At 71.0% G+C, this 25,434-nt stretch carries 20 protein-coding genes; 12 read left to right on the forward strand and 8 right to left on the reverse strand.

The window, feature by feature from the left end:
- Nucleotides 1-51: 51 nt before the first annotated feature.
- On the reverse strand, nucleotides 52-492 hold the full coding sequence (locus tag ACQPZK_RS16660; protein ID WP_433533831.1) for a hypothetical protein: 441 nt from the start codon (nucleotides 490-492) through the stop codon (nucleotides 52-54).
- 33 nt (nucleotides 493-525) lie between these two features.
- A complete protein-coding gene (locus ACQPZK_RS16665; RefSeq protein WP_433533832.1) occupies nucleotides 526-1,743 on the reverse strand; it encodes a hypothetical protein in 1,218 nt (405 codons plus the stop codon).
- Between the two features lie 157 nt (nucleotides 1,744-1,900).
- Here ACQPZK_RS16665 and ACQPZK_RS16670 point away from each other — a divergent pair, with 157 nt between their 5' ends.
- The gene (locus tag ACQPZK_RS16670) at nucleotides 1,901-3,448 is read left to right on the forward strand and encodes an NAD(P)/FAD-dependent oxidoreductase (RefSeq protein WP_433533833.1); all 1,548 of its coding nucleotides are present in this window, start codon (nucleotides 1,901-1,903) and stop codon (nucleotides 3,446-3,448) included.
- Between the two features lie 53 nt (nucleotides 3,449-3,501).
- On the opposite strand, the gene ACQPZK_RS16675 is transcribed toward ACQPZK_RS16670, so the two are convergent.
- On the reverse strand, nucleotides 3,502-4,806 hold the full coding sequence (locus ACQPZK_RS16675) for an MFS transporter (protein WP_433533834.1): 1,305 nt from the start codon (nucleotides 4,804-4,806) through the stop codon (nucleotides 3,502-3,504).
- Nucleotides 4,807-4,929: 123 nt separating this feature from the next.
- On the opposite strand from ACQPZK_RS16675, the gene ACQPZK_RS16680 reads away from it, so the two are divergent.
- The 7 genes from ACQPZK_RS16680 to ACQPZK_RS16710 all read left to right on the forward strand — a co-directional run bounded on the left by ACQPZK_RS16680 (nucleotide 4,930) and on the right by ACQPZK_RS16710 (nucleotide 11,496).
- Complete coding sequence (locus ACQPZK_RS16680) at nucleotides 4,930-5,868, forward strand: LysR family transcriptional regulator (RefSeq protein WP_433533835.1); 939 nt, start codon at nucleotides 4,930-4,932, stop codon at nucleotides 5,866-5,868.
- A 157-nt stretch (nucleotides 5,869-6,025) separates the two neighbouring features.
- Nucleotides 6,026-6,412: a YciI family protein gene (locus ACQPZK_RS16685; RefSeq protein ID WP_433533836.1), complete on the forward strand. Its 387-nt coding sequence runs from the start codon at nucleotides 6,026-6,028 to the stop codon at nucleotides 6,410-6,412.
- A complete protein-coding gene (locus ACQPZK_RS16690; protein ID WP_433533837.1) occupies nucleotides 6,412-7,638 on the forward strand; it encodes an RNA polymerase sigma factor in 1,227 nt (408 codons plus the stop codon). Before ACQPZK_RS16685 ends, ACQPZK_RS16690 begins: the two co-directional genes overlap by 1 nt.
- Before the next feature lie 51 nt (nucleotides 7,639-7,689).
- Nucleotides 7,690-8,622: a PaaX family transcriptional regulator gene (locus ACQPZK_RS16695; RefSeq protein WP_433533838.1), complete on the forward strand. Its 933-nt coding sequence runs from the start codon at nucleotides 7,690-7,692 to the stop codon at nucleotides 8,620-8,622.
- A 217-nt stretch (nucleotides 8,623-8,839) separates the two neighbouring features.
- Entirely contained in the window at nucleotides 8,840-10,102 is a 1,263-nt protein-coding gene (locus ACQPZK_RS16700; protein WP_433533839.1) for a cellulose binding domain-containing protein, read from the forward strand.
- Between the two features lie 74 nt (nucleotides 10,103-10,176).
- On the forward strand, nucleotides 10,177-10,830 hold the full coding sequence (locus ACQPZK_RS16705) for a GNAT family N-acetyltransferase (protein WP_433539236.1): 654 nt from the start codon (nucleotides 10,177-10,179) through the stop codon (nucleotides 10,828-10,830).
- Nucleotides 10,831-11,121: 291 nt separating this feature from the next.
- Nucleotides 11,122-11,496, forward strand: a complete 375-nt coding sequence (locus ACQPZK_RS16710) for a VOC family protein (protein ID WP_433533840.1) — start codon at nucleotides 11,122-11,124, stop codon at nucleotides 11,494-11,496.
- Between the two features lie 109 nt (nucleotides 11,497-11,605).
- On the opposite strand, the gene ACQPZK_RS16715 is transcribed toward ACQPZK_RS16710, so the two are convergent.
- Entirely contained in the window at nucleotides 11,606-12,421 is an 816-nt protein-coding gene (locus ACQPZK_RS16715; protein ID WP_433533841.1) for a hypothetical protein, read from the reverse strand.
- A 163-nt stretch (nucleotides 12,422-12,584) separates the two neighbouring features.
- Here ACQPZK_RS16715 and ACQPZK_RS16720 point away from each other — a divergent pair, with 163 nt between their 5' ends.
- Both ACQPZK_RS16720 and ACQPZK_RS16725 read left to right on the forward strand, forming a co-directional pair.
- Nucleotides 12,585-16,049: a ThuA domain-containing protein gene (locus ACQPZK_RS16720; protein ID WP_433533842.1), complete on the forward strand. Its 3,465-nt coding sequence runs from the start codon at nucleotides 12,585-12,587 to the stop codon at nucleotides 16,047-16,049.
- 120 nt (nucleotides 16,050-16,169) lie between these two features.
- On the forward strand, nucleotides 16,170-17,408 hold the full coding sequence (locus ACQPZK_RS16725; protein ID WP_433533843.1) for an MFS transporter: 1,239 nt from the start codon (nucleotides 16,170-16,172) through the stop codon (nucleotides 17,406-17,408).
- 6 nt (nucleotides 17,409-17,414) lie between these two features.
- Here the strand turns inward: ACQPZK_RS16725 and ACQPZK_RS16730 are convergent, their stop codons facing one another.
- Entirely contained in the window at nucleotides 17,415-17,942 is a 528-nt protein-coding gene (locus ACQPZK_RS16730; protein ID WP_433533844.1) for a hypothetical protein, read from the reverse strand.
- A gap of 111 nt (nucleotides 17,943-18,053) precedes the next feature.
- Here ACQPZK_RS16730 and ACQPZK_RS16735 point away from each other — a divergent pair, with 111 nt between their 5' ends.
- Both ACQPZK_RS16735 and ACQPZK_RS16740 read left to right on the forward strand, forming a co-directional pair.
- On the forward strand, nucleotides 18,054-19,613 hold the full coding sequence (locus ACQPZK_RS16735) for an acetolactate synthase large subunit (RefSeq protein ID WP_433533845.1): 1,560 nt from the start codon (nucleotides 18,054-18,056) through the stop codon (nucleotides 19,611-19,613).
- 117 nt (nucleotides 19,614-19,730) lie between these two features.
- Nucleotides 19,731-20,486, forward strand: a complete 756-nt coding sequence (locus ACQPZK_RS16740) for a hypothetical protein (RefSeq protein ID WP_433533846.1) — start codon at nucleotides 19,731-19,733, stop codon at nucleotides 20,484-20,486.
- A gap of 51 nt (nucleotides 20,487-20,537) precedes the next feature.
- On the opposite strand, the gene ACQPZK_RS16745 is transcribed toward ACQPZK_RS16740, so the two are convergent.
- The 3 genes from ACQPZK_RS16745 to ACQPZK_RS16755 form a co-directional block, all read right to left on the reverse strand.
- Complete coding sequence (locus ACQPZK_RS16745; protein WP_433533847.1) at nucleotides 20,538-23,549, reverse strand: S8 family serine peptidase; 3,012 nt, start codon at nucleotides 23,547-23,549, stop codon at nucleotides 20,538-20,540.
- A gap of 256 nt (nucleotides 23,550-23,805) precedes the next feature.
- Nucleotides 23,806-24,456 carry a hypothetical protein gene (locus ACQPZK_RS16750; protein WP_433533848.1) on the reverse strand — a complete coding sequence of 217 codons (651 nt, stop codon included), beginning with the start codon at nucleotides 24,454-24,456 and terminating at the stop codon, nucleotides 23,806-23,808.
- Between the two features lie 4 nt (nucleotides 24,457-24,460).
- A complete protein-coding gene (locus tag ACQPZK_RS16755; protein ID WP_433533849.1) occupies nucleotides 24,461-25,432 on the reverse strand; it encodes an acyltransferase domain-containing protein in 972 nt (323 codons plus the stop codon).
- Nucleotides 25,433-25,434 lie beyond the last annotated feature (2 nt).

Consider the following 25,434-nt stretch of genomic DNA (forward strand, 5'->3'; position numbering starts at 1 on the left):
GAGTCTGGGTGTACGACGACGGAGAGCAGCCTCGCACAGGCCGGCTGAGTCTCAGACCGGCAGGTGCGTACGCAGGGCGGCGAACTGGGCCACCGTCAGGTACGAGGGACTGGCCGCCTGCGGCTGACGGAACACCTCCAGGGCGGCGAGGCGGTCGTCGGCGCGCAAGACGCCTCGGGGTACCCGGTCCCGCTCGGGGAGGATGGGCAGGTCCACGGGCACCGACCAGGGCTGGCCCGGTGGCCCCGGCTCGGCCGGTCCGGCGACCCGCCCGACGCCCCACACGCCGTAGGGCAGGCGGGCGCGGCTGCCGCTGGCCCAGAAGACCACCGGCTGCCCGGCCCGCATCAGCCGCGCCCGGTAGCCGGGGCGTACGCACCAGCTCGTCACCAGCGGTTCGTGGGCGAAGCGGGCGGCGAGGTCGACCGTGTCCGCGTTGCCCTTGATCAGCCACGCGCCCAGGTCGTCGAGGCGTACCCGTGGCTCGGTCATCGCCTCATCCTGCCCCGACCGACGTCCCTCCAATCAGATGATCATGTGGGTCCAATAGGTGAGCCAGAGCACGAACAACGCGCCCTGCACGAGGGCGAGCGCCGCCGTGAGCCACACGTCGACGCTCGCGCGGCGGGCCCACCGGGTCAGCACCAGGGCCACCGGGAACGCGGCCAGCAGGTAGCGCAGCAGGCTCTTGTAGACCGCCGGGCCCAGCGACAGCGGCACCACCACCATGAGCACGCCGTAGACCAGGTAGGGCAGTTCCCGACGGCGGACACCGACAGCCAGGACGGCGAGCACGACCAGGGCGAACAGGACCCGGGCCGCGTCGCGCGGCTCGCCGGTGAGTCCGTCCAGCACCACCGGAAAGGGGTTCTGCGCCTCGATCCCCCAGCCGGCCTTCTGGGCGTGCTGGTAGGCGAACCAGTCGCCGCCACGCCACTTGCAGAACGCCATGAAGGTGAACCATCCGGCGGGCAGCAGCAACAACGGCCACCCGGTCCGCAGGTATCCGAGCAGGGCACGCGGACCGAGGCGCCAGTCGTGCTGGCGCAGCAGCACCAGCGCCAACGGCAGGGCGACGAGCAGTCCGAGAGACCGACTCATCGCCAGGAAGTAGCCGATCACACCGACCAGCAGCCACCGGCGGCGCTCGGCGTAGTAGAAGGCGGCCAGCGCGAGGCAGACGAACAGCGACTCGGTCAGCGCGGCCTGGAACAGGAAGGCCGTCGGGAGCAGCACCAGGTAGCGGGTGAATCGACGCGCCGCGTCGCCGTCACCGAACAGCAGCTCGGCCAGCCGGTAGCCGTACCCGAGGGCGCCCAGGAACGCGACATTGCTGATCAACAGCAGGGCCAGCGCGTTGTCGCCGCCCAGCAGCGCGCCGACCGGCCGGGCGAGGAAGGGGTAGAGCAGCGGAAAGCCGAAGTCCCCCCACGGTCGCCCGGTCAGCGGCAGCTCACTCAACCCCAGGTAGAGCAGCGCGTCCCAGGCGAACCAGAAGGAGATCCACCGGTGCCCGGAGATCTCCCGCTGCTGCGCCCACATCAGCGCCTCGTTTGGCGGGGGCGCGCCGGGAACGCCGTCCCAGGCGTGCAGGACCACCAGGCCGAGCAGGGTCAGCAGCAGCTTCGCGCCGAGGAAGAGCCCGATCAGGTACGGCCAGGGCGGCGGCACCCGGTGGATCAGTCGCGCGCCCGCCCCGGCCAGCGCCGCCACGCGCCGCCGGCCGCCTCGCCACCGGTGCATCCGCCCCGCTCCCCCGGTCCGCCGAACCGCCCGCCGCCCTCCCCGTTGTACGCCCCGGCGACCCTCGCCGGAGGAGAAACCCATCAGGACCGGAGGTGACATCCCGGGCATAACGGGTACGCGGGCCGCCTCGACCAGCAACAGGGAGTACGGCGGCATGAGCGAGCAGCACGGCACGGTGGTCATCGGCGCGGGGCCGGCAGGGCTCACCGCGGCGTACGAGTTGCTCCGCCACGGACGGCCGGTACGGGTCTTCGAGGCCGACGAGGTGGTGGGCGGAATCAGCCGGACCGTGGAGCGGGACGGGTGGCGCTTCGACATCGGCGGACACCGGTTCTTCACCAAGGTCCCCCGGGTGGAGGCGTTCTGGCACGAGATCCTGCCGGACGAGGACTTCCTGACCCGACCCCGGATGAGCCGGATCTTCTACCGGGGCGCCCTGTTCAACTACCCGTTGAGCGCGACGAACGCGCTGCGCAACCTGGGTCTGCCGGAGGCGGTGCGGTGCCTCGCCTCGTACGCCCGGGCGCGGGTTCGCCCGCCGCGCGACCAGTCGCACTTCGAGGGCTGGGTGTCGGCCCGATTCGGCTGGCGGCTGTACTCGATCTTCTTCAAGACGTACACCGAGAAGGTCTGGGGTATGCCCGCGGACCGGCTGCGGGCCGACTGGGCCGCGCAGCGGATCAAGAACCTGTCACTGGCCACGGCGATCCGCAACGCGGTGCGGCCCGGACGCGGCCGCACCGACGTGACCAGCCTGATCGAGGAGTTCCAGTACCCGAAGTACGGGCCGGGGATGATGTGGGAACGCTGCGCCGACCAGGTACGCCAGCGCGGTGGGGAGGTCTCGACCGGCACCTGGGTGACCGCCGTGCACCGCGACCCGAAACGACGTCGGGCGATCAGCGTGACGGTCAACGGCGTGGCCGGGCAGCGTACCGAGCCGGCCGACGACGTGATCTCGTCGATGCCGATCTCGGAGCTGGTCGCCGCGATCCGCCCGCCGGCGCCTCCGCACGTGCTGGCCTGCGCCACCGACCTGCGCTACCGCGACTTCCTGACCGTCGCGCTGGTGGTGCCGGCCGAGTTCTCGTTCCCCGACAACTGGATCTACGTGCACGATCCCGCGGTGCGGGTGGGCCGGATCCAGAACTTCGGCTCCTGGTCGCCGTACCTGGTGAAGGACGGACGCACCTGCCTGGGCCTGGAGTACTTCGTCTTCGAGGACGACGAGATGTGGCGTAGCCCCGATGCCGACCTGGTGGCCCTCGCGACCACGGAGCTGGAGCGGTTGGGCCTGGTCCGCCCGGGGGTGGTGGAGGCCGGCCACGTCGTGCGCATGCCGAAGGCCTACCCGGTGTACGACGAGCGCTACCAGCACAACGTCGAGGTGATCCGGGCGTGGCTGGCCGAGGCCGTGCCGAACGTGCACCCGGTGGGACGCAACGGCATGCACCGCTACAACAACCAGGACCACTCGATGCTCACCGCGATGCTGACCGTGGAGAACATCGTCACCGGCAGCGCCCACGACGTCTGGTCGGTCAACGTCGAGCAGGACTACCACGAACAGTCGACCGACGGCGGCGCGCACCGGGGCACGGGCCGGGACGCGCCGGTGCTGCCGAGCCGGATCATCACCGCTCCCGAGGGCGTCCGCGCGGCCGGTGACGGTGACCGATCGGCGCAGGCGCCATTGGTCTGACGGACCCGCAAGGATGAGGGCATGCCGAACGTCGGTATACCTCAGATTCATATTTATACCTCTGAGGTATACCGCTCATCAGCACATCGACGCGACGGGCAACCGCTGCCGTCGGCGGCCACGGAGGCGGAGGCGGACGCGACAGAGGCCGTCGAGACCGTTCGCCGCCGGTTGGGCAGCAGGAGCGGGGTGGCGAGCAGGAGCACGCCGGCGATGGTGATCGCCGTGAGCGGACCGGTGAGGGTCGCGAGGCCGCCCCAGATCACGACCAGGGCCGCCTGGACGATCCTGCTGACGGCGCTCCACGTGGTGAGGACACGGACGGTGTGGCTGAGCGGGATGCGGCGCAGCCGCTCGGTCGCGGAGATCGGGTTGAAGACGCCCATGCAGGTGATCAGCAGTCCCTCGACGACGATCACGGTGAGGAGCCCGGGGACGCCCGGCCGGACGAACGCGAGACCGAGTGGGAAGACCGCGCGCAACCACCCGAAGACGATCATGACCTGGTGTCGGCCGTGGCGGGCCACGAGGCGTGCGGACAGGCGCGCGCCCACCAGGCCGCCGAGCGCCGGAACGCCGAAGGCGAGACCGTACTGCCACGCCGGGAAGTGGTACTGCCCGAGCAGGAGTACGGCCAGCAGCGGGGCGGTGGCCATGATGAGGCCGCCGACCAGGACCGAGTTGAGGAACAACCTCCGCAGAACGCCGTCACCGAGGATGACCCGCCACCCGTGCCGAAGGTCGGCGGGCCGCAGCCCGCTCGCGCGGTCGCGGGGTGACGCGACGTCACCGCCGCGCACGCGCAGGACCGCGAGCGCCGACAGCAGGTAACTGACGGCGTCGACTCCGACGGTGACGACCGGGCCGAGCAGTCCGACGAGCGCGCCGCCGAGGGGCGGTCCGGCCGCCGTCGCCGCCCAGGCCGTGCCCTCGAACCGGCCGTTGGCGACCAGCAGGTGGTCGCCACGAAGGAGATGCTTGAGGTACGCGCCGGACGCCGCGGCGAACGCGATGCCCGCGGAGCCACCGACGACCGAGACGATCAGCAACTGGCCGTACGACAGCAGACCGAGGGCGTACGCGACCGGGACGCTCGCCATCGCCGCGAACCGGATCAGGTCCATGGCGACCAGCACCGGACGCTTCGCCCGGTGTTCGACCCAGGGCCCGAGCGCGAACGCCACGACCGCCGCGACCGCGGGCCCGGCCGCCTCCAGCACCGACACCGCGAACGCCGAGGAGTTCAGCACGCGGACCGCGATCAGCCCGAACGCGCCGTAGGCGATCCATGTGCCGTACGTGCTCACGGCGTAGGCCGACCACAGCCACCCGAAGTTGGGCCCCAACCGATCGCGCATCCGACTCCCCCGTGACAACCGATGAGCGGGTCCGGGGAAGCAGATCGCGGCAGCGGGCTCGGAAGCAAACAACCGACCACGGCCTCGTCACAACCATTGGTTGTGCGGGTACATAATCAGCCGGTGGATACCGAAGCGGTGCGATCGTTCGTGCGGGCAGCGGAGTTCAGGCAGTTGCAGCACGCGGCCGACGAGCTGGGCGTGACGCAGCAGGCCGTGTCGAAGCGGATCGCGGCTCTCGAACGCGCGCTCGACGTCCGGTTGTTCACGCGTACCCCCCGAGGGGTCGAGCTGACGCTCGACGGCCAGGCGTTCCTCCCGCACGCCCGGGGCATCGTCGCCGGGGTGGACCGCGCGGTCGCCGCGATCAGACCGGGCTCGCGGGCCCTGCGGATCGACGTTCTCGGCCTGCGCTCGGCGCAGGCCGTCGTCCTGCACGACTACTGGCGCTCGCATCCGGAGATCAACCTCGACGTCGTGACACTGCGGGTCGACGACCCGCGCGAGGCGGTCGCCGCCGTCCAGGCGGGCGACGTCGACGCCTCGTTCCGGTCCGTCACCGATCCGGCGACGCTGCCGCGCGACGTGCGGATGGTCCACGCCTTCGACTCGGCGCTGGAACTGCTCGTCGGCCCCCGGCACCCGCTCGCTTCCGCCCGCACGCTGACGCCGACCCAGCTCCGGGGACACCGGATCTGGGTGCCCGGCATCGCGCCGCGCTCCGAGTGGGCGGACTTCTACGACCAGCTCACCACCGCCTTCGACCTGCGGATCGACGCCGCCGGCCCGCACTTCGGCGACGAGGTACTGCTCGACATCCTCGCGGAGTCCGCCGACGTGGCGACCCTCGTGGGCGCGCGCGACCGGTACCTCTGGCCGACGAGCCACGATCTGCGCCGCATCCCGATCGCGCGCCCGACGCTCGCGTACCCGATCTCCCTCCTGCTGCGCCGCGCGAACCCGCACCCGGGCCTGGGCGCGGTGCTGGACCACTGCGCGGGCCTGACTCCGTCACCCGCGACGACCTGGCGCCCCTCCTGGGCGTCAGGGCCTGTTTCATAAGGGCGGTCGAGCCGAGGCGGAGTCCGGGCGGCGATCCGGCAGCCCGCGCCATACGGTCGGTCGGAGAATTCTCTGCGGCGGTGTCGATCCGCGGTCCGCTCGGTCGACGAAGAGGCGCGAGGGGCGAGCGGCGACCCCGCCGAAGGAGGAGAAGGCGATGGCGAAGTACATGCTGATCATGCGGGGCACCGACGAGTCGAACGCGGCCATGATGGCGTCGATCGACGAGGCGATGGCCGCGACCGGCCGGTTCATCGAGGAGATGCTGAAGGCCGGTGTCCTCCTCGCGGCCGAAGGGCTGGACGATCCGGGCCAGGGCGTCGTGGTGGATTTCGGCGGCGACGCGCCCGTGGTCACGGACGGCCCGTACGGCGAGACCAGGGAGCTGTTCGGGGGCTACTTCCTGCTCGACGTCGCCTCGAAGCAGGAGGCCGTCGAGTGGGCCAGGCGGGTGCCGGCGGTCCGTGGGTCCAAGATCGAGGTCCGGCGGGTGGCCGAGGCCGACGAGGTCCCGCCGGGCAGCCTCACCAACGGTCAGCCCTGATGGGTACGGCCGACGTCGAGGCCGTCTGGCGGGTCGAGTCGGCGCGGATCGTCGCCGCGCTGACCCGGTTCACCGGTGACGTCGGGCTGGCCGAGGATGCCGCCCAGGAGGCGGTGGCCGAGGCGCTGGTGTCCTGGCCGCGCGCCTCCCCGGCCAATCCGGCCGGCTGGCTCATGGCCACCGCGCGACGACGCGCCATCGACACGATCCGCCGCCGGACCGCCCTGCGGGAGCGCTATGCGCTGCTGGCGGTCGACGCGGCGACGGGCGAGGACCTGGACGAGGCCGTCGACCCCGATCGCATCGACGACGACATCCTCGCCCTGATGTTCGTCAGCTGCCACCCGGTGCTCTCCCCCGAGGCGCGGGTGGCGCTGACCCTGCGGGTGGTCGGCGGGCTGTCCAGCGAGGAGATCGCCCGCGCGTTCCTCGTGCCCGTGCCGACCGTGCAGGCCCGCATCACCCGCGCCAAGAAGACGATCGCGGCGGCTGGGGTGCCGTTCGAGCTGCCCCCGGCCGGCGAGCGTCGGGCACGGCTGGACGGCGTGCTCCACGTCCTGTACCTGATCTTCACCGAGGGGTCGACGGCCACCTCGGGCGACCGCCTGCTGCGCCCCGACGTCGCGTACGAGGCGATCCGACTGACTCGTACGCTGGCCACGCTCCAACCCGACGAGCCGGAGGTGCACGGCCTGCTCGCGCTGTGCGAGCTGACAGCCGCGCGGTTCCCCGCCCGGACCGACCCGGACGGCACTCCGGTCCTGCTCGACGAGCAGGACCGACGGCGGTGGGACGCCTCCGCTATCCGCCGAGGACTGACCGCGCTGGCCCGGGCGTCGAGCGGCGGTCTCGGCCGCTACGGCCTACAGGCCGCGATCGCCGCCGCGCACGCCTCGGCGCCCTCCGTGGAGGCGACCGACTGGGACAGCATCGTGGCGCTCTACGACGCGCTCGGCCGGGTCGCGCCGTCGCCGGTGGTCGATCTCAACCGGGCCGTCGCCGTGGCCATGGCCTCCGGCCCGGCGCGGGCGCTGGCCATCGTGGACGAGCTGGTTGCCGCAGGTCGGCTCCCCGGGTCACAACTGGTCCCGACCGTGCGCGGCGAGTTGCTGGCGCGACTCGGCCGGCGTACGGAAGCCCGCGCCGAATGGGAGGCGGCGGCACGGCTTTGCGCCAACCAGCGCGAACGCTCGGTGCTGCTGCACAAGGCCGCCGGGTTGAGCTGACGAGCTGTGCGCCACTGGGTGCGGCAATCTGGTGGCGTGGACGGTGACGACGTGCGAGTTCCCCGGGCCCAGGTCGGGTCCAGCCCGCAGCACCTGTTGGCGACCGTGCTCGGCGAGTATCTCGACTCGGCGGACGCCGATCTGCCGTCGGCGGCGGTCATCGCGATCCTGCGCGAGTTCGGCGTCAGTGAGTCCAGTGCCCGTGCCGCCCTGTCCCGGCTGGTCAAGCGTGGCCTCATCGCGATGCGGGCGAGCCGGCGGCCCCCGGTCTACCACCTGACGTCCGGGGCGATCGCCCGGCACCGGGCGCGGATGCGGCAGTTCCTGACCTTCGGCGCGCAGCCACCACACTGGACGGGCGACTGGGTGCTGGCCACCTTCTCGATCCCGAATTCCGGACAGGCGTCCCGGCACGCGGTGCGCCGGGCGTTGGGCGCGTTGCGCTTCGCGGGCCTGTACGACAGCGTGTGGATCCGGCCAGGCTCGGACGCCGCGCCAGCCAGGAGGGCGCTGAGCGAGCTGCTGGACGACGTCAGGGGCGCTCGGTGGTCGGTCATGCACGTCCGGTTCGACGAGGAGTCCGGACCACACGGGCCGGCCGCCGCGTACGACCTGACCGCGCTCGCGTCCGCGTACTCGGCCTTCATCCAGCGGTACGCGCGCCTGCGGGTGGCGGTGCGCAGCAACGAGGTAGGCCCGGCCCAGGCACTGGTGGCCCGGACCTCGGCCATGGACTCCTGGCGCAGGTTCGCCGACATCGACCCGGACCTGCCCGATCACCTGCTGCCGACGCCCTGGCCCCGCCAGGAGGCCCGGGACACCTTCCTGGAGGTCCACTCCGCGCTCGGCGCGCTCGCGCAAGCGCGGCTGGTCGAGGTGGCGACACCGCACTGGCCGGACGCCGCCGTGTGGATCACCCATTTCGAGGCGTCGGAGGATTCCTCGGCGGCCGGGCCGGGTGCCAGCGGCAGGGCGGGCCGATGACGGCGGCGGAACACCCGAGACATTGACACTTTTCGTTGCGACAGTGATAGTAACTGCACACCGCTCCCATCGGATCGCCTGTGGGGACCCCGCCGGGTGGTCGACGCGTACCTATCGACCTGGCCCGTGGCCTGCGCCGACCCACCGGTCGCCGCGCGAACGTACAGCCGCCACCGCCGCCGCGGGGAGCCCCACGTGACATCCGTTGGAGGGGTGCATGAGAAGAAGATCGAAGATCTACGCGGGCCTGGCGGCCGCCGTCGTCCCGATCGCCACGATGATCATCACGCTCGGCGCGACACCCGCCGATGCCGCCGTCGGCGGGTCCGGCCCCTATCCCGCCGACTACGAAACCTCGGCCAGCCTGGCCAACCACACCATCTTCCGGCCGCAGACGCTTCCGTCCGAACGCCTGCCCATCTTCGTCTGGGGCAACGGCGGGTGCTCGGCCAACGGCCTCTCCCAGGGCAACTTCCTGCGTGAGATCGCCTCGCACGGCTTCCTCGCCATCGCCAACGGCGCCCCGAACGGCTCGGGCTCCACCAACTCCCAGATGCTCACCCAGTCCATCGACTGGGCCATTGCGGAGAACTCCCGGCAGGGCAGCATGTACTTCAACAAGATCGACACGACGAAGGTCGCGGTCGCGGGCTTCTCCTGCGGCGGGCTCGAGGCGTACGCCGTCTCCAACGACGCGCGCGTCACCACCACCGGCATCTTCAGCAGCGGCCTGCTCAACGACGCCGACGACTACCAGCTCAGGAGACTGACCAAGCCGATCGCCTACTTCGTCGGCGGGCCCAGCGACATCGCCTACCCGAACGCCATCGACGACTGGGGCAAGCTGCCCTCCGGGCTGCCCGCCTTCATGGGCAACCTCAACGTCGGGCACGGCGGCACCTACGACCAGACCAACGGCGGCGAGTTCGGCCGCGTCGCGGTGCTCTACCTCAAGTGGCGTCTCAAGGGCGACACCACCGCCGGCGCCAACTTCGTCGGGTCCAACTGCGGTCTCTGCCGTACCCAGTGGACGGTCCAGCAGAAGAACCTGACGCTGGACCCCGGCACTCCGCCGACCACGCCCCCGCCCACGACTCCGCCTCCGACCACTCCGCCTCCGACCACTCCCCCGCCCACCACGCCGCCGCCCACCACCCCACCGCCCACGACGCCCCCACCCACGGGTGCCGCCTGCACCGCCACCTACGCCGTGCAGGACCAGTGGAACGGCGGTTTCGTCGCCAACGTCACCGTCACCGCCGCAAGCACCGCGCTCAGCGGTTGGCGGGTCACCCTCAACCTGCCGAGCGGCGCCACAATCACCTCGCTGTGGAACGGCGTCGCGACCGGTAGCAGCGGCACCGTCACCGTCGCCAACCAGAGCTACAATGGGCGGCTGGCCGCGGGCCAGACCACCAGTTTCGGATTCCAGGGCACCGGAAACGGCGGCGGCGCCACCGCCACCTGCACCGGAAGCTGACACCGGACCACCTCGGCGGTCGGCGCGTCACGCGCCGGCCGCCGAGCGCGTTTCACCGACCCGAGGAGACGACGATCGCCGGGAGTACGCTGGCCGACATCCTGCGGGCCGCGGCGAACGGGCACTTTCCGCCGGCGGACGGCGGGACCACCGTCGTACCGCAGCCGTGTCACCGAGACGCCGGAGTCGTCGCGTTCACCGCGCACTCCGTGGTGTTCATCGACGAAGACCCCGACTGGGTACGCCACACGCTGGCGACCCTCGACTGCGACGGCCTGGCGGCCACGATGAACCCGCGTTTCCTCGCCGCGCTGCTCGACCGCACCGGGCGATCCACCGACACCATCGACCTGTTGACGGTCGCGAGTTCGCTGCCCGGGCCACCCCCGCTGCGACTGATCGAGGTTCCGGACGCCGGGCACGCTCGTGCGGGCCGGGCACGGCGGCGACGTGACGACGTCCGGGTCTGGGCCGCCGACGGCGGGGTGGTCGTCCTGGGCCGAGGCGTGGCGGGCCGCTGGGAGACGGCGATCGAGGTCGACGAGGACTGCCGCCACCGGGGCCTGGGCCGGGCACTGGCCACGGCCGCCCGGCACCTCGTACCCGACGGGCAACCGCTCTGGGCGCAGCAGGCCGCCGGCAACGCCCGCAGCGTGCGCGCCTTCCAGGCGGCCGGGTTCCGCCCGGTCGGCGCGGAGGCGCTGCTGTTGGCGACGGATCGGCCGTAGCGAGGGGCGGGTGGGCGGCCCCGGAGTAGAACGATAGCCAGGAGCTCCGAGTTCGCGGGCCGCGCGTTGTCGTCACGCGCGTGAGAGGACGTCGTGTTAGCCTCCTTGTGCGCCCCAGATGGGCCTACCCCCGGAGGTTCTGGCTACTTCAGCCGCCATGCCGAGTCGACGCGTACGCGTCTGCCGCATGGGTCCGGGGCGTTGCCGCCTTCGGGGTCTGTCATTCAGTACGGCTGCTGGACGCCGTGATCTTCCGGTCGGGTCTTCGGATCGACCGAAAGACGGGTACGCGTGACAGTCACGTTCAACCACACGATCATCGCCGCGACGGACAAGCACGCGTCGGCGGCGTTCTACCGGGAACTGTTCGGACTCCCGGAGGCACCCTCGTGGGGGCTGTTCGTCAACGTCCTGCTGGACGAGGGTGTACTGCTCCAGTTCGCCGAGCCGCCGGTGGACATCCAGATGCAGCACTACGCGTTCCTCGTCGACGACGAGTTGTTCGGGCGGTGCCTGGCGTACATCGAGGAACGAGGCATCACGTACTGGGCGGACCCACAGATGAAGCGGCCCGGAGAGACCAACAGTGAGCACGGTGGTCGCGGGGTGTACTTCAAGGACCCCGCAGGACACGCGATCGAGCTGATCACGCGCCCGTACCTCTAGCGGGGCGACTCTGGTCGGGCGCCTGCTGCACGGCGTCCGGCCAGGGCGACGCCCACCGGCACGTTGTAGCCTCGCCACTCCCACACGGCGCCCTCGAACTCGTACTCGATCACGCCATCGGACGGTAGTGGGCCACGGTGGCGTCGTCGGGGACCGGGGCGTCGGGGCCGCCGCTCACCTTCGCCTCGAACTCGCGCACGCGGCGGATGACGGCGGACGAACCCTCGGTGGCGAGCAGTTCGCGTACCCCGGGCCAGTCGGTCAGGGCGTACGGGCTGACGATCCGGCTGGCGCCGTTGCTGAGCAACGCGATGCCGTCCAGCTCGTCGAGGTCAGTGCTGCCGGTCACCGCCTCCCATGCCGCGCGCGGATCGTCCTTGGCGATCCAGTAGCCGCCCGGCCGGTTGCGGCGAGCGCGTAGCGCGGCGGCGCAGGTGGCGCGGATCTGGTCGTACTCCGGTGTTGCGGGTGGAATGCCGTTCAGGGGCATCGAGCACTCCCGCCTGGCGACCACCTCGCGCTCGTCGGTGACCAACCGCACGCCGCCGCCGACCTGGTCGAGGACGAGGTACGAGTCCGCGAGCAGGAGGTGCTCCAGCCGTCCCCGGTGGGCGCGGACCATCAGGACGGTGGCCTGCGGGCTGCGGGGATCGGCGATGTCACAGGTGCCGCGGTGGGCGGCGGCCGTCTCGCCGATGGCGTCGGCGAGGACGGCCGCGAGGTCGCGTCCGTCGGCCCGCGAGAGGCTGCCGAGCAGCGTCCCACCGAGACGCTGGGTGTACCAGGCGACGCCGTGCGCGCAGAGCCTTTCGGCGCCGGGGATGCCGGCGCCGTCGAGCAGTACGACGGCGCCGGGGACGGCTCCGACGAAGTCCTCGTTCGGCCGGCCGGCGCTACCGGCGCTCGTGGCGAGGTCGACGTGCACGGCGGGCTCCTCGGTTCGGGGCGAGGGCGGGGACGCTGGACGGCGATCCACCAGGAAACCGCTTACCTCTGCTCTATTGACGTTCGTAACTGCGCGTCAGTACCGTGATCCGGGCAGCGAGAAAGCGCTTTCCGACCCTCACCGTCCGACAGGGAGCGCCCCCATGCCCAGACACCTGCGCGCGATCTGCCTCGTCCTGCTCACCGTCGCCACCGTCCTGAGCACCACCACCGCCCTGCCCGCCGAGGCCGCCCCACGCTTCCGGGTGCTGGTCTTCTCGAAGATCACCAACTTCTACCACGACTCGATCCCGGCCGGCGTCGCCGCGATCCAGCAACTCGGTGCCACCCACAACTTCGAGGTCGTCGCCACCACCGACGCCGGCGCCTTCACCGACGCCAACCTCGCCACCTTCGACGCCCTGGTCTTCAACAACACCAACTCCACCCCGGCCTCGGGTGACCTGCTCAACGCCAGCCAGCGGGCGGCGTTGCAGACGTTTATCCGCAACGGCGGCGGCTGGGCCGGCCTGCACGCCGCCTCCGCCAGTGAACGCGACTGGCCCTGGTACGAGGGCCTGGTCGGCACCATCTTCGACTACCACCCCGACTTCTCGGCCACCGGCGGCACGTACCCCGGACGGGTGAAGGTCCTCGACCGCGCCCACCCCTCCACCCGGAACCTGCCGGAGCTGTGGGAGCAGAGCGAGGAGTGGTACAACTGGCGGACCAACCCGACCGGCAAGGTGCACACCCTCGCGCAGATCAAGGTGCGCGACGGGATCAGCGGCCTGGACGAGGGCGTCGACCACGCGTACTCCTGGTGTCAGCGCTACGACGGTGGTCGCTCCTGGTTCACGGCCGGTGGACACGCCAGCGCCCAGTTCAGCAGCGCCCCGTTCCTGGAGCACCTGCGCTACGGCATCGAATGGGCCGCGGGCGCGGTCGCGGGTGACTGCTCGGCCACCAGGACCGGCACCTTCGAGCGGGTCGGGCTGGTCACCGAGAACCTGGCCGACCCGTTCGAACTGGCCGTCGCGCCCGACCGCAAGGTCTACTACATCCAGCGCACGGGCGCGCTCAAGGTGGTCGACTCGGACACGCTCCAGGTCACCACGCTGCTCGACTTCGCCTACACCTCGGCGATGACCGACCAGTCCGACGGACTGCTCGGGATGACCCTGGACCGCAACTTCGCCAGCAACGGCTGGGTCTACCTGCTCTGGTCGGACAAGACTCTCAAGCAGCTCAACCTGTCCCGGTTCACGGTCGCGAACAACAGCGTCGCGCTCTCCTCGGAGAAGCGGCTGCTGACCGTCCCGACGTACCGGGGCGTGGGTCGGGCCAACTCGCACATGGGCGGATCGCTGGCCATGGACGCGGCCGGTCGCCTGTACGCCGCGATCGGCGACAACACCGACCCCTTCGCGTCCAGCGGTTACACCCCGATCGACGAGCAGTCCGGGCGGGCCGCCTGGGACGCCCAGGGCACCGCCGGCAACACCAACGACCTGCGCGGCAAGATCCTGCGGATCACCCCGCAGGCCGACGGCACGTACACCGTGCCCAGCGGCAACCTCTTCCCGGCCGGCACCGCCCGGACCCGACCGGAGATCTACGCGATGGGCATGCGCAACCCGTTCCGGATCACCATCGAGCCGGGGACGAACGCGGTGCTCGTCGGTGACTACGGCCCGGACGCCCGCGCCGCGGATGCGAACCGTGGACCGGAGGGGACGGTCGAGTTCAACCGCATCACGACCGCCGGCAACTACGGCTGGCCGTACTGCGTGGGCAACAACATCCCGTTCAACGACTACAACTTCGCCACCAGCACCTCCGGGGCGAAGTTCAACTGCGCGGCGCCGGTGAACAACTCGCCCAACAACACCGGCCTGACCACCCTTCCGGCGGCGAGGCCGGCGCTGGTCTGGTACGCGTACTCCGCCTCCACCCAGTTCCCCGAGGTGGGCACCGGCGGAGGCGGGCCGATGAGCGGTCCGGTCTACGACTTCGACCCGGCGAACACCCGTACCACCAAGTTCCCGGAGTACTTCGAGGGCAAGTGGATCACGTACGAGTTCACCCGCAAGTGGTTCAAGACGCTCTCGATCCACAAGACGGCGCAGACGTTCGGCAACTCACGCTTCGCGCCCACCGCCGTCGGCGACCTCCAGTCGATCAACGGGATCTTCGAGAACATGAGCTGGATCCAGCCCTTCGAGGCGGAGTTCGGCCCGGACGGGTCGCTCTACGTCATCGACTTCGGCGAGGGCACCGGCAGCGGTCGCGGCGGCAGCAACGCCGGCGCCGGCATCTACCGGATCGACTACGTGGCGAACGGCCGGCCACCGACCGCGAAGATCACCGCCACTCCGGACACCGGGCGTACCCCGCTGACGGTCAGCTTCTCCTCGGCCGGCACGACAGCCGGCGACGGGACCGCGCTCAGCTACGCCTGGGACTTCACCAACGACGGCACCACCGACTCCACCGTCGCCAACCCGAGCTTCACGTACGCGGCGGCCGGGAAGTTCACCGCCCGGCTGACCGTCCGCAACAGCGGCAACGGCCTGACCGCCACCGCCGTCACCGATGTCGTGGTCGGCAACACCCGGCCGACGGTCACCATCACCGTGCCCGACGGCGGGTTCTTCGACTTCGGCGACAAGATCCCGTACACGGTGACGGTCACCGACCCGGAGGACACCACCATCGACTGCGCCAAGGTGACCGTGCAGACGCAGCTCGGCCACGACACGCACGCCCACCCGCTGGACGTCTACACCGGCTGCTCGGGGCTGCTCGCCACCGAGGCCGACGCCGGTGACGGGCACGGGCCGGGGCAGAACCTCTACACCCTGATCACCGCGCAGTACACCGACGGTGGCGCGGCCGGCGGCGTACCGGCACTCACCGGCTCGACCCGGGTCCAGCTGCAACCCAAGAGCAAGGAGGCTGAACACTTCAGCGCCCAGTCCGGCCTGATCGTCAACGACCGGGCCACCGCCCGCGCCGGCAAGCGGCTCGGCGACGTCGACCACAACGACTGGGCGGCGTACGGGCCGGTGGACCTGCGCAACATCGGCTCGGTGACGCTCGGGGTGACCAACGGCGGCCTCGGCGGCACCGTCGAGCTGCGGACCGGCTCGCCCACCGGCACCCTCATCGGTACGGCCACCATCGGCTCGACCGGAGGGTGGGACAACCTGGTGTCGCCCACGGTCACGCTGACCAACAAGCCGACCGGCACCACCACCCTGTACGCGAAGTTCGTCAACGCCGCCCAGGTCGGCGGCACCCCGGACCTGATGTCGCTGGACTGGATGCGGTTCAACGGCGCCGGCGTCAAGCAGGAGCCGGGCGGAACCCTGTCGATCGCGGCCAACCCGACCGGCGGCGCCGCACCGCTGACCACCACGCTGACGGCCACCGCCACCGCGCCGTCGGGGCAGAGCATCACCGACTACGCGTGGGACTACGGCGACAACAGCGCGGTGGCGCACGGTGCGACGCTGCGGTCGACGAGTCACAGCTACGCGCGCAAGGGCACCTTCACCGCCCGCGTGACGATCACCTACACCGGCGGGGAGACCCGCTCGCTCAACCTGACCGTCACAGTCACCTGATCAGCGGTCGGTCGAGGAGATCGTGGACGATTTTCGTCAGCTCCGGACGGAAACCGTCCACGATCTCCCCGGACCGACGCCCATGATCACAATCCCGGGCCGGAGGACTAGACTCGGGAAATGTCCGAGCACCGCCCCTTTCCGCTGTGGGCGGGACGCACGGCCGCGCTGCTGGGCATCGTGCTCGTCGCGCTCACCCTGCGGCAGGCGGTTGCGGCGGTATCAACGATCCTCGGCGACATCCGGGTGGACATCCCGATCTCGAACATCGGCGTCGGGCTGCTCGGCACGTTGCCACCCATCCTGTTGGCGGCGTCCGGGTTCGTCGCGCCGCGCGTCGCCCGCGGCGTCGGCCTCGACGGCGGCATCGTGCTCGCGCTGATACTCATGACCCTCGGCCATCTGGTACGCGCGTTCGCCCCGAGCTTCGCGGTGCTGCTCGTCGGCAGCGTTGTCGCGCTCACCGGTACGGGCATCGGCAACGTGCTGTTGCCGCCGATCGTGCGGCGCTACTTCTCCGACCGGGTGGCGCTGCTGACCGCCGTCTACGTCTGCATCGTGGGCGTGAGCACTGCGGTGCCCGCCGCGGTCGCCGCTCCGATCGCCGAGCAGATCGGCTGGCGGTTCTCGCTCGGCGTCTGGTCGGTGACCTCGGTGGTCGCGCTCATGCCGTGGCTCGTCATCATCGCGCGGGAGCGCCGCCGGCGACTCTCGGACGCCGTCGCCGTCGAGTCCCCGCCTGCCGCCCTCGTCACGCGACTGTGGCGGTCCCGCGTGGCACTGTCGATCACCGTCGTGTTCTCGACCAGCACGATCTGCACCTACGCCGCTTTCGCGTGGCTGCCCGAGATCCTCGGCGACATCGCCGGCTCGACGCCGACCGAGGCCGGTGTGCTGCTCGCCGTCACCGGCATCATCAGCGTGCCCGGCGCGCTCATCGCACCCCTGTTCGTCGCGCGGCTGCGCAATGTCGGCTGGCTGATCGCCGCCGGTGTCGCGAGCTTCGTGCTCGGCTACCTCGGCCTGCTGCTCGCGCCCGCGACGCTCACACTGCTCTGGGTGCTGCTCATCGGCTCGGGGTCGATCCTGTTCCCGGTCTGCCTCGTGCTCATCAACGTGCGCACCCGATCCCCCGGCGGCACCGTCGCGCTGAGCGGGTTCGCCCAGGGGGTCGCGTACGCGCTCGGCGCGCTCGGTCCGCTGCTCGTCGGACTGCTGCACGACGTGAGCGACGGGTGGACCCTGCCGCTGCTGTTTCTGCTCGCGGTCGCCCTCGTGGCGATGATCCCGGCGATCACGCTCGCAAGGCCCGCGTTCGTCGAGGACGAGCTCACCCGTCAGCGCGAGATCCCCGCCTGAGTGGCCCTAGTTCGACAGGGGCGCTGGCACGGGTAGCTCGAGATGTGCCAGGAGGGCGGCGACCTCACGGTCGAGCTCCAGGCCGACCTCGTGGATCGCGTCCACTCCGAACGAACCGAAGGCGTGACTGGGCTGCTCGATCACGAACCGGACCCCGCCGCCGGGGACATCGCCGATCATGGTGCGCAACGGCGCGTAGAGCACGGCGGTCGGGTCGTGCCGGTACATCTTCTCGGCGATGGTGTGGTTGCCCATCAGGTACTCGACAGCGTTGCCGGCGTCACCCGCGAGGCTCATCATCGGCCGCAGCTCGCCACTGCTCCAGTAGATGAGGAAGTCGTGGGGCGCACGCTCGCGCATCAGGGTGAGGACGTCGTCCCAGGGGGCGTGGCGGGCCACCAGGGCGTCGAACGCCGCCTTGTCGTAGGGCGGGACGGCCTGCTCGTACTGCCGCCGAAGCTCCTCGAACGGTCGATCGACGCTGATCTCCAGACGCCGGGCCTGGTAGGTGCGTTCGGTGTACCCCTGCCTCATCCCGCGTTCCCCGATCCCCGTCCAGCTATTTCACGAGCGCCACCACTTTAGTCCGAAATGCCTGCTTAGGATCGAGTCACTGTTGGTTCAGCCGTCGGTGAGGTGATGTGGGTGAACGGGGCGGAAGCACTGCTGCGGACGCTGGCCGACGGCGGGGTGGAGGTGCTCTTCACCAACCCCGGCACCACCGAACTGCACCTGGTCGGGGCGCTGGAGTCGGTCCCCGAGCTGCGCGGCGTGCTCGCGCTCTTCGAGGGCGTCGTCACCGGCGCGGCCGACGGCTACGCCCGTATCGCGGGCAGGCCGGCGGCGACCCTGCTGCATCTCGGGCCCGGGCTCGCGTACGGGCTCACGAATCTGCACAACAGCCGACGCGCCAACTCGCCGGTGGTCAACATCGTCGGGGACCACGCGACCTTCCACACCGCCTTCGATCCCCCGTTGAACTCGGACATCGCCGCCCTGGGCGGATGGCTGCGTGGCCCGGTCCGCCGCCCCGAGGACGCGCCCGGCGCCGGGGCGGACGGAGCGGCCACGCTCGCCGCCGTACTGGAGCCGCCCGGTCAGGTCGCCACCGTCATCATGCCGGCGGACGTGTCGTGGTCGGACGGAGGCACGGCCGCATCGCCGATGCCGCCCCGCCCGGCACCACCCGTCAGCCAGGAGGTGCTCACGCAGATCGCGGAGGTCCTTCGCACCGGCGAGGCCACCGCTCTGGTCATCGGCGGGACCGCGCTGCGCGAGGCAGGTCTGCTGGCGGCGGGTCGCATCGCGGCGGCGACGGGCGCGCGGGTGCTCCAGGAGTTGTACTCGAACCGGGTCGAGCGGGGGGCCGGCCTGCCCATGTTTCCGCGGCTCGGCTTCTATCCGGATCAGGTGCTCGACCAACTGCACGGGATACGGCACCTCATCGTCGCGGGCACCAAGGCACCCGTCTCCTTCTTCGCCTACTCCGACCAACCGAGCCTGCTCGTACCCGAGGGAGCGCAGACGCACGTCCTGGCCGAAGTCGGCCAGGACGCCGTCGCCGCGCTCGACCGGCTCGCCGACCTGGTGGCACCGGGAACGACCGCCCCGGTGACCGAACCGCGTCGGCCGGCGCTGCCGAAGGGAGAACTCACCCTCCAGAACTGGACGGACGTCGTCGCGGCGTTGCTGCCGGAACGCGCCGTCATCATCGACGAGACGGTCAGCTCCGGCATCACCCTGGCGGCCGCCACCGCCGGCGCTCCACGCCACGACGTGCTGATGCAGACCGGCGGGGCGATGGGTGACGGCCTGCCCCTCGCCGTCGGCGCCGCCGTCGCGGCACCCGACCGGCCGGTGCTGGCGCTGGTGGCCGACGGCTGCGTCATGTACACCGTCACCGCCCTGTGGACCCAGGTCCGCGAGCAGCTGAACATCACCAACGTGGTCCTCAACAACCACGCGTACGCGATCCTGCGCCAGGAATGGGAGTACTTCGGTGATCGCCCGGGCTCCACCAACCCGGACGCCAATCCGCTCTTCGACCTGGCCAACCCGCAGATCGACTTCGTGGGCCTGGCGAACGCCTTCGGCATGCCAGCCAGTCGTGTCACCACCGCCGAGCAACTCGCGGAACAGCTCTCCCGAGCGCTGACCCAGCCCGGCCCGCACCTCATCGAGGCCGTGCTCCCGGCCGCCGCGTAGACGGCTCCCGGCAAAGGAGCGATGCGTCCGGCCCGGCGACACCTGTCGGCACGCCGACATTGATCGTTTCCGGTCGTCGCCGGCGGGGAACTGCTCAGATCGAGGTGAGGGGGAACCATGAGCCGACACGCACTGTCGCCGACCACCCGGGCGCTGGTCCTGCCGTTGCTGGGCACCGTCGCGTTCAGCACCGCCTGCACTGCCGACGCCGGCGGGTCCGATCCCACGCCGTCGGCCGTGTCGACGACGTCGACACCGTCGGGCGGGCCCACGCAGGCCGACCAGCCGTCCGGGAGCGCCAGCGCCCCGACGACCATCCCGACGTCGGCCTTCGTGGAGCTACCGGCCGAGCTGCGGAAGTCTCCGCGCCGTCCGACGCCGGTAGCCGAGGCCCTGCCGAAGCTGTGCGCCAACGAGTTCGGCACCGGGGGTCGACAGGTCACCGCGAGCGCGGCCATGACGGTGACGTACAAGAAGGCCGGCGAGCCCGACACCAACGTGCCCCAGGGCATGATCCACCAGACGATCTTCACCTTCGCCGGGGACGGCGCCGCGGACTACGTGCGCCGCCTCGGCGACGCGGTGCGGGCGTGCCCCTCCTTCGACCAGGGTGGCAACAAGGTCACCGTCGAGAGCAAGGCGGTGCCCGGTGTCGGTGACGAGGCGCTGCTCGTGACCCGGACGTGGCCGGCCACGAGCCCGGGCGGTGAACGCACCGGCGGCGAGACCTCCAGCCAGATCGCCGTGGCCCGGGTCGACGGTGTGGTGACGGTCTTCGACGACCAGGGCTGGGAGGGCACCAGCGGCAACCCGGCCACCCTCGACCGGACGATGCGCGAGGGCGTCCGCGCCATCGACGCCTGGCAGCGCTAGAAAGAGCGGTGGGGCGGCGCCGTCGTGCGCCGCCCCACTGCTCCGGTACGGCTACTCCTCCCAGGCGCTCTGCTGGGTGTAGACGAGGTTGCCGGGGATGACCGTGCCGTTGGTCCGGTACTCGGTGTACGCCCAGAAGTCACCCTCGGGCAGCGGCCGGTCGGGCTTCAACGTGAAGTTGAGGCTCTTACCGCGCTCGGTCGTCGAGGGCAGCGTCAGCGTGGCCGGCGCGTACGTGGCGTTGCGGCCGACGATGGCGTGGCTCAACTGGAAGTCCACCACTGGACCGCCGGGCACCTGCGCGAACACGTACGCGGTGTAGCGGCCCGGTTCGGGCAGGAACTTGTACGCCTCCTCCAGGCTGGTCCAGTACCTGTCACTGCTGTAGACGAGCTCGTCGCCCTTGTACAGGTACAGGTCGAGGTTGGTGTTCGGATCCTCGGTGTTGGCCTCGACAAGGATGGCGGCGGTGTTCGCCGGCACCGTGAAGTCGACCTTCTTCACCCCGGACGCGCTCGGGTCGAACACGCCGCCGTACACGCCGGCCGGCATTGAGTACGACTGCCGGCGCATCGGCGTGTAGCCGGTGCTGCGACCGGTGATCGGTCCGGTGAAGCCCGGCTCGGCGTAGCCGTAGGAGCCGCTGGTCTTGCGGCCGAACTCCTCGCCGTCGTCACCGTACGGCCGGGGGGTGATTCCCCACGGGCGGGCGGCGACCGGAATCCGGGCACTGTGGACCTTGCCGCGCCAGGTGATCGACCCGGTGACGTACCGGTCCCAGGGGGCGCTGCCCCGACGCAACGTGATGGTCACCGTGGCGGACTTGCCGGGCGCGAGCGTCACCGACGCGGGCGAGACCGTGACCGTCATGCCGGGCAGGCCGGACACCGACGACCGGTAGGTCTCCCGCGTCGTACCCATGTTGGTCATGGTGCGTTTGATGGTCACCGGGCGGGTGCCGTCGTACTCGCGCAGCGAGATGGCCGGCAGGTTGAGTTCCTTGCCGTCGGGCTGGGCCGTCTCGCTGAACGTGACCAGCTCGGCCGCGGTCGGTTCGATGACCAGGCCCGGGTCCTTGGCCCCGGCCAGGTTGATGAAACCGCTGCCCTGGTCCAACGGGTTGCTGGTGCCCCGGGTGTCGGTGGCGGTGGTCCGCAGGGCCGAGGCGACCGTCCCCGGCGACCAGGTCGGGTGCGTGGCGCGCAGGATCGCCGCCGCGCCGGCGACGTACGGCGACGCCATCGACGTGCCGGAGTACGCGTCGTAGCTCCGTCCGAAGTTCCCCGCCGGTGACACCGCGGCGATGATGTCCGCACCCGGCGCGACCAGGTCCGGCTTGAAGACGCCGAAGGTCACCTTGTCCGGGCCGGTCGAGGAGAAGTCCGCCACGCTCGGGACGCCCGGAACGCTGGAGCCGTCGCCACCGGTGCGCAGCGACACCCTCGCGTCGGTGGGGTGGCGCATCAGGTAGTTGAACAGCGTGCCGGCCTGCTTCTCGGTGTTCAGGTAGACCACCGGGAAGTTGTAGATGGAGTTGACGCGGTAGTTGCCGCTCGGGTCGAACACCACCATCGCGGCACCGCCCTTCTCCTTCACCTCCAGCGCGGAGTTGAAGGGGGTCGACAGCGCGCAGGCGACCACCTTGCCCTTGATCTTGGCCGGGTCCAGGCTGCCCGGTTCGCAGTACGCCGAACCCTGCTCCAGCGAGCCGGCCTGGTCGCCGAAGACCATCGGCCGCGAGGCGTCGCCGGGCAGAGCGTCCAGTGAGCCGCCGACCAGCTTCGTGCCGTCGCCCAGCTTGACCGTCGCCTCGTTGGGGTTGGTCACCGCCGCGCCCACCGTGGTGACCCAGGGCGCCGCGTTGCTGATGGCCCCGCTCACGATGCCGGTGTTGCCCGCCGACGCCGCCACGAAGACCCCGGACAGCGTGGCGTTGAGGAACGCGACGCCGATGGGGGTGTTGGCCTCCCAGTCGCCGAGCTGGCTGCCGATGGAGAAGTTCAGGACCTGCACGCCGTCGGAGACGGCCGCGTCGATGCCGGCGATGATGTCGGCGTCGTAGCCCATCCCGCCCCAGAGCACCTTGTAGACGGCGATCTGGGCGTCCGGCGCGACGCCGGAGACGGAACCGAAGGACCGGCCGTCGATCGTGACGTCCCGCACCGGCAGACCGGCTGCCGTGGACGCGGTGTGCGTACCGTGCCCCGCCATGTCGCGGGGGGACAGCACCTCACCCTCGGGCACCGAGCCGCCGCCGGCGAGCCACGTGTCGGCGAAGTACCGGGCACCGACGATCTTGCCGTTGCAGTGCTCCGCCACGAAGGCCACGCCGGTCTGGCACGTGCCGTGCCACGTCTTCGGCGCGGGCATCTTCTTGGCGAACGACGCGCTCTCCGGCCAGATGCCGGTGTCCAGGACGCCGACCACCATGCCAGCTCCGGTGGCCGGACCGGGCTTGACCGGTTTGGCGGGCGTGGCGGGCTTGGCAGTGTCGTCCGCGGTGGGCGGAGCGAGCGCGGACGAGATCGGCGCACCGGCGGTGGTGGCGGCCGCGAGCGGCGTCGCCGACCGGGTGCCCAGTGCCCGCGCGGCGGTGACGGCGCGGACGCGCTTGTCGGCCCGCAGCGCGGTCGCCTGCTTCGCGGTCAGCGTCGCCGAGAAACCGTTGAAGGCGGCGGTGTAGGCGGTCTTGACCTGGACACCGGCCGCGCCTGCGACAGCGGATCGCTGCGCGTCGAGGTGCTGGCGGTACGCCTGCGACGGCGCCGACGTCACATCCAGCCGGGCGCCCGGCGTGGGGCGGGTCCGGGCGAGCCCGGACGTCCCGCCGACGTACGTGGTCAGCGGCGCCTCGGCCAACTCGACGATGTAGACCCCCGAGCCGGTCACGTCCACTGCGGACTTCGGGCTGGTCTCCTCGGCGTCGTCGCGACGATCGGCGCCGTCGGTCAGGGTGGCGCGCCGGTCCGATCCCTTGGTGAAGTAGCCGGGGCCACCGCTGGCCGACCGGTCCGTGGGCGCTGCCGACGCCGATCCCGCGACACCGGTTGTACCGGCCAGCATCGCTGCGACCAGCGTCGGTATCGCCAGTCTTCGCAGGTTTCTTCCGCTCGTGCGTGTGGACACGAGACTCCCTTCCATCGCCCCGGTGTGGGGCTTCTTATCGATCGCGACCCGCGTGGGAGCGCTCCCCCACCTAAGCCCTCGACGGTTAATCGAGGATTTGAGCGGTGTTACGGATCATGACGCAGATAAGATCATGATGTTTTACCCGTGCCTAGATCATGATTTTTCGCCGCGGCTGCGGGACAATCACTGGCTACGGCCAGAGCCACACCACGGCGACGACGGCGGCGATGACGATCGCGGGCAACACCACGTAGATCGCCAGGAGCAACCAGGGCAGCAACCGGAGCGCCCTCCCCATCGGACTCTCCGACGGGGTGTAGCGGACCGGCGACCCCAGACCCGTCCGCTGCCAGACCAGCCCGGCCGCGTCCGTGAAGCGGATCCTCGCCTCTCCGACGAACGCGGCGCTGCCGGTCAACTCGAAGCGCACCACCTCGGACTTCTCCACCACCGCGAAGCGTCTGCCCCCGTTCGCGATCACGGTGCCCCGCACCTCTCGGCGACGCCCGGGCCAGCGGAACGACTCCTGCCAGGCGACGTCGACATGCACATCGAAGATGGGCGCGGCGCTGTGGTTGACGAGGGTCACCGTCGCCCCGGTCGGGTCCCGCCGGACCACGACGCCCTCGTCCTCGCTGTCGTCGTCATCGCGGGTGAGGACCGGGATGACCAGGCGGGCCTGCGCCGCCTCGCGGCTCGCCTGCTCCTCCCGACGGACACGGGTCTCGTGACGGAACAGCAGTCCGGTGAAGACGACGGCAAAGGTCGACATGACCAACCCGGCCAGGCTCCCCCACGCCTGCATCCAGTCCGTGATCTTCGGGGCTTCGGCGCTCAGCACCGGATCAGGGTAGGTGCGGCCGATCGGTCGCGTCGATCGGGAAGCGGCCCTGACGCCACTGCCAGTGCCGGCCGGCCGAGAGGTGGTCGACGATCGCGCGTTGCAGAGCGGTGCGGCGCGGCAGCTCGTCGAGCGGCGTGCTCAGCGTCCGGAACACGAACCGCAGCACCTCGACGTCCGCGTCCAGCCCCTCCGGCTCCGTGTAGGGCTCCAGCTCGAACCGTCGCTGGAACCGGATGATGTTGGACTCCTCGGGCAGGTACTCCCGCAGTTGGGGATCGAGCAGCCACGAGCCGCAGGAGAACGCCGTGTAGCTCTCGTCGGGAAAGTGGCGCGCAAAGAAGAGGCGGCCCGCGTCGAGCGACGCCGAGACCGCCTCCGGCGTCAGCGGCCCGGCGTCCGGGATGTGCAGGCCGATGGCCCCGTCGCCACGGTGGTGCTGCAACCGGCCCAACTCGTACACGGCGCCACGCACGTGCAGCGTCAACCAGCTCTGCATGACCGGCCAGCCCTCGCCACGCATCCGCCGGTCCACGGCGAGGTTACGGCCCAGGTCGGCGAGCGTCGCCCAGGACACGGCGTCGGGAACGCCGTGGTCGCGGTGGTAGCCCCGGACGACCTCGACCAGCGCGAGGTACGCGTACACGTAGAGATGCCGCCAGGCGAGACCACGGTCGCGCGGCAGCTCCGGACCGGGCGGCAGCCAGGTGTACCCGCCGAGATCCGCGCGGACCAGCGCGATCGAACGGTCTAGCAGCCAGCGCAGCTCCGGCGTCCACAGTGGTGACCCGTCGTCCGGCCAGCCCGCCATGATCTCGGTGGCGTCGTCCGACGGCACCGCGAGCCGATCGAGGATCGCCGGCGCGTCGGCCTTGGCGGGCAGCGGGGCCGAGGGTCGGTCGCCGGCGAGCCGGTGCACCCGCTCGACAGCCTCGACGGGCACCCCGAGCAGGGCCGCGGTCTCGTTCAGATCCACGC

Origin of the sequence: Micromonospora sp. CA-249363, from assembly GCF_050950185.1 — a bacterium.
Classification (GTDB): Bacteria; Actinomycetota; Actinomycetes; order Mycobacteriales; family Micromonosporaceae; genus Micromonospora.

Excerpts from the sequence above, each read along its gene's own strand:
- ACQPZK_RS16660 (WP_433533831.1), bottom strand. The coding sequence starts at position 492 with ATGACCGAGCCACGGGTACGCCTCGACGACCTGGGCGCGTGGCTGATC.
- ACQPZK_RS16665 (WP_433533832.1), bottom strand. The coding sequence starts at position 1,743 with ATGCACCGGTGGCGAGGCGGCCGGCGGCGCGTGGCGGCGCTGGCCGGG.
- ACQPZK_RS16670 (WP_433533833.1), top strand. The coding sequence starts at position 1,901 with ATGAGCGAGCAGCACGGCACGGTGGTCATCGGCGCGGGGCCGGCAGGG.
- ACQPZK_RS16675 (WP_433533834.1), bottom strand. The coding sequence starts at position 4,806 with ATGCGCGATCGGTTGGGGCCCAACTTCGGGTGGCTGTGGTCGGCCTAC.
- ACQPZK_RS16685 (WP_433533836.1), top strand. The coding sequence starts at position 6,026 with ATGGCGAAGTACATGCTGATCATGCGGGGCACCGACGAGTCGAACGCG.
- ACQPZK_RS16690 (WP_433533837.1), top strand. The coding sequence starts at position 6,412 with ATGGGTACGGCCGACGTCGAGGCCGTCTGGCGGGTCGAGTCGGCGCGG.
- ACQPZK_RS16700 (WP_433533839.1), top strand. The coding sequence starts at position 8,840 with ATGAGAAGAAGATCGAAGATCTACGCGGGCCTGGCGGCCGCCGTCGTC.
- ACQPZK_RS16720 (WP_433533842.1), top strand. The coding sequence starts at position 12,585 with ATGCCCAGACACCTGCGCGCGATCTGCCTCGTCCTGCTCACCGTCGCC.
- ACQPZK_RS16725 (WP_433533843.1), top strand. The coding sequence starts at position 16,170 with ATGTCCGAGCACCGCCCCTTTCCGCTGTGGGCGGGACGCACGGCCGCG.
- ACQPZK_RS16730 (WP_433533844.1), bottom strand. The coding sequence starts at position 17,942 with ATGAGGCAGGGGTACACCGAACGCACCTACCAGGCCCGGCGTCTGGAG.
- ACQPZK_RS16740 (WP_433533846.1), top strand. The coding sequence starts at position 19,731 with ATGAGCCGACACGCACTGTCGCCGACCACCCGGGCGCTGGTCCTGCCG.
- ACQPZK_RS16745 (WP_433533847.1), bottom strand. The coding sequence starts at position 23,549 with ATGCTGGCCGGTACAACCGGTGTCGCGGGATCGGCGTCGGCAGCGCCC.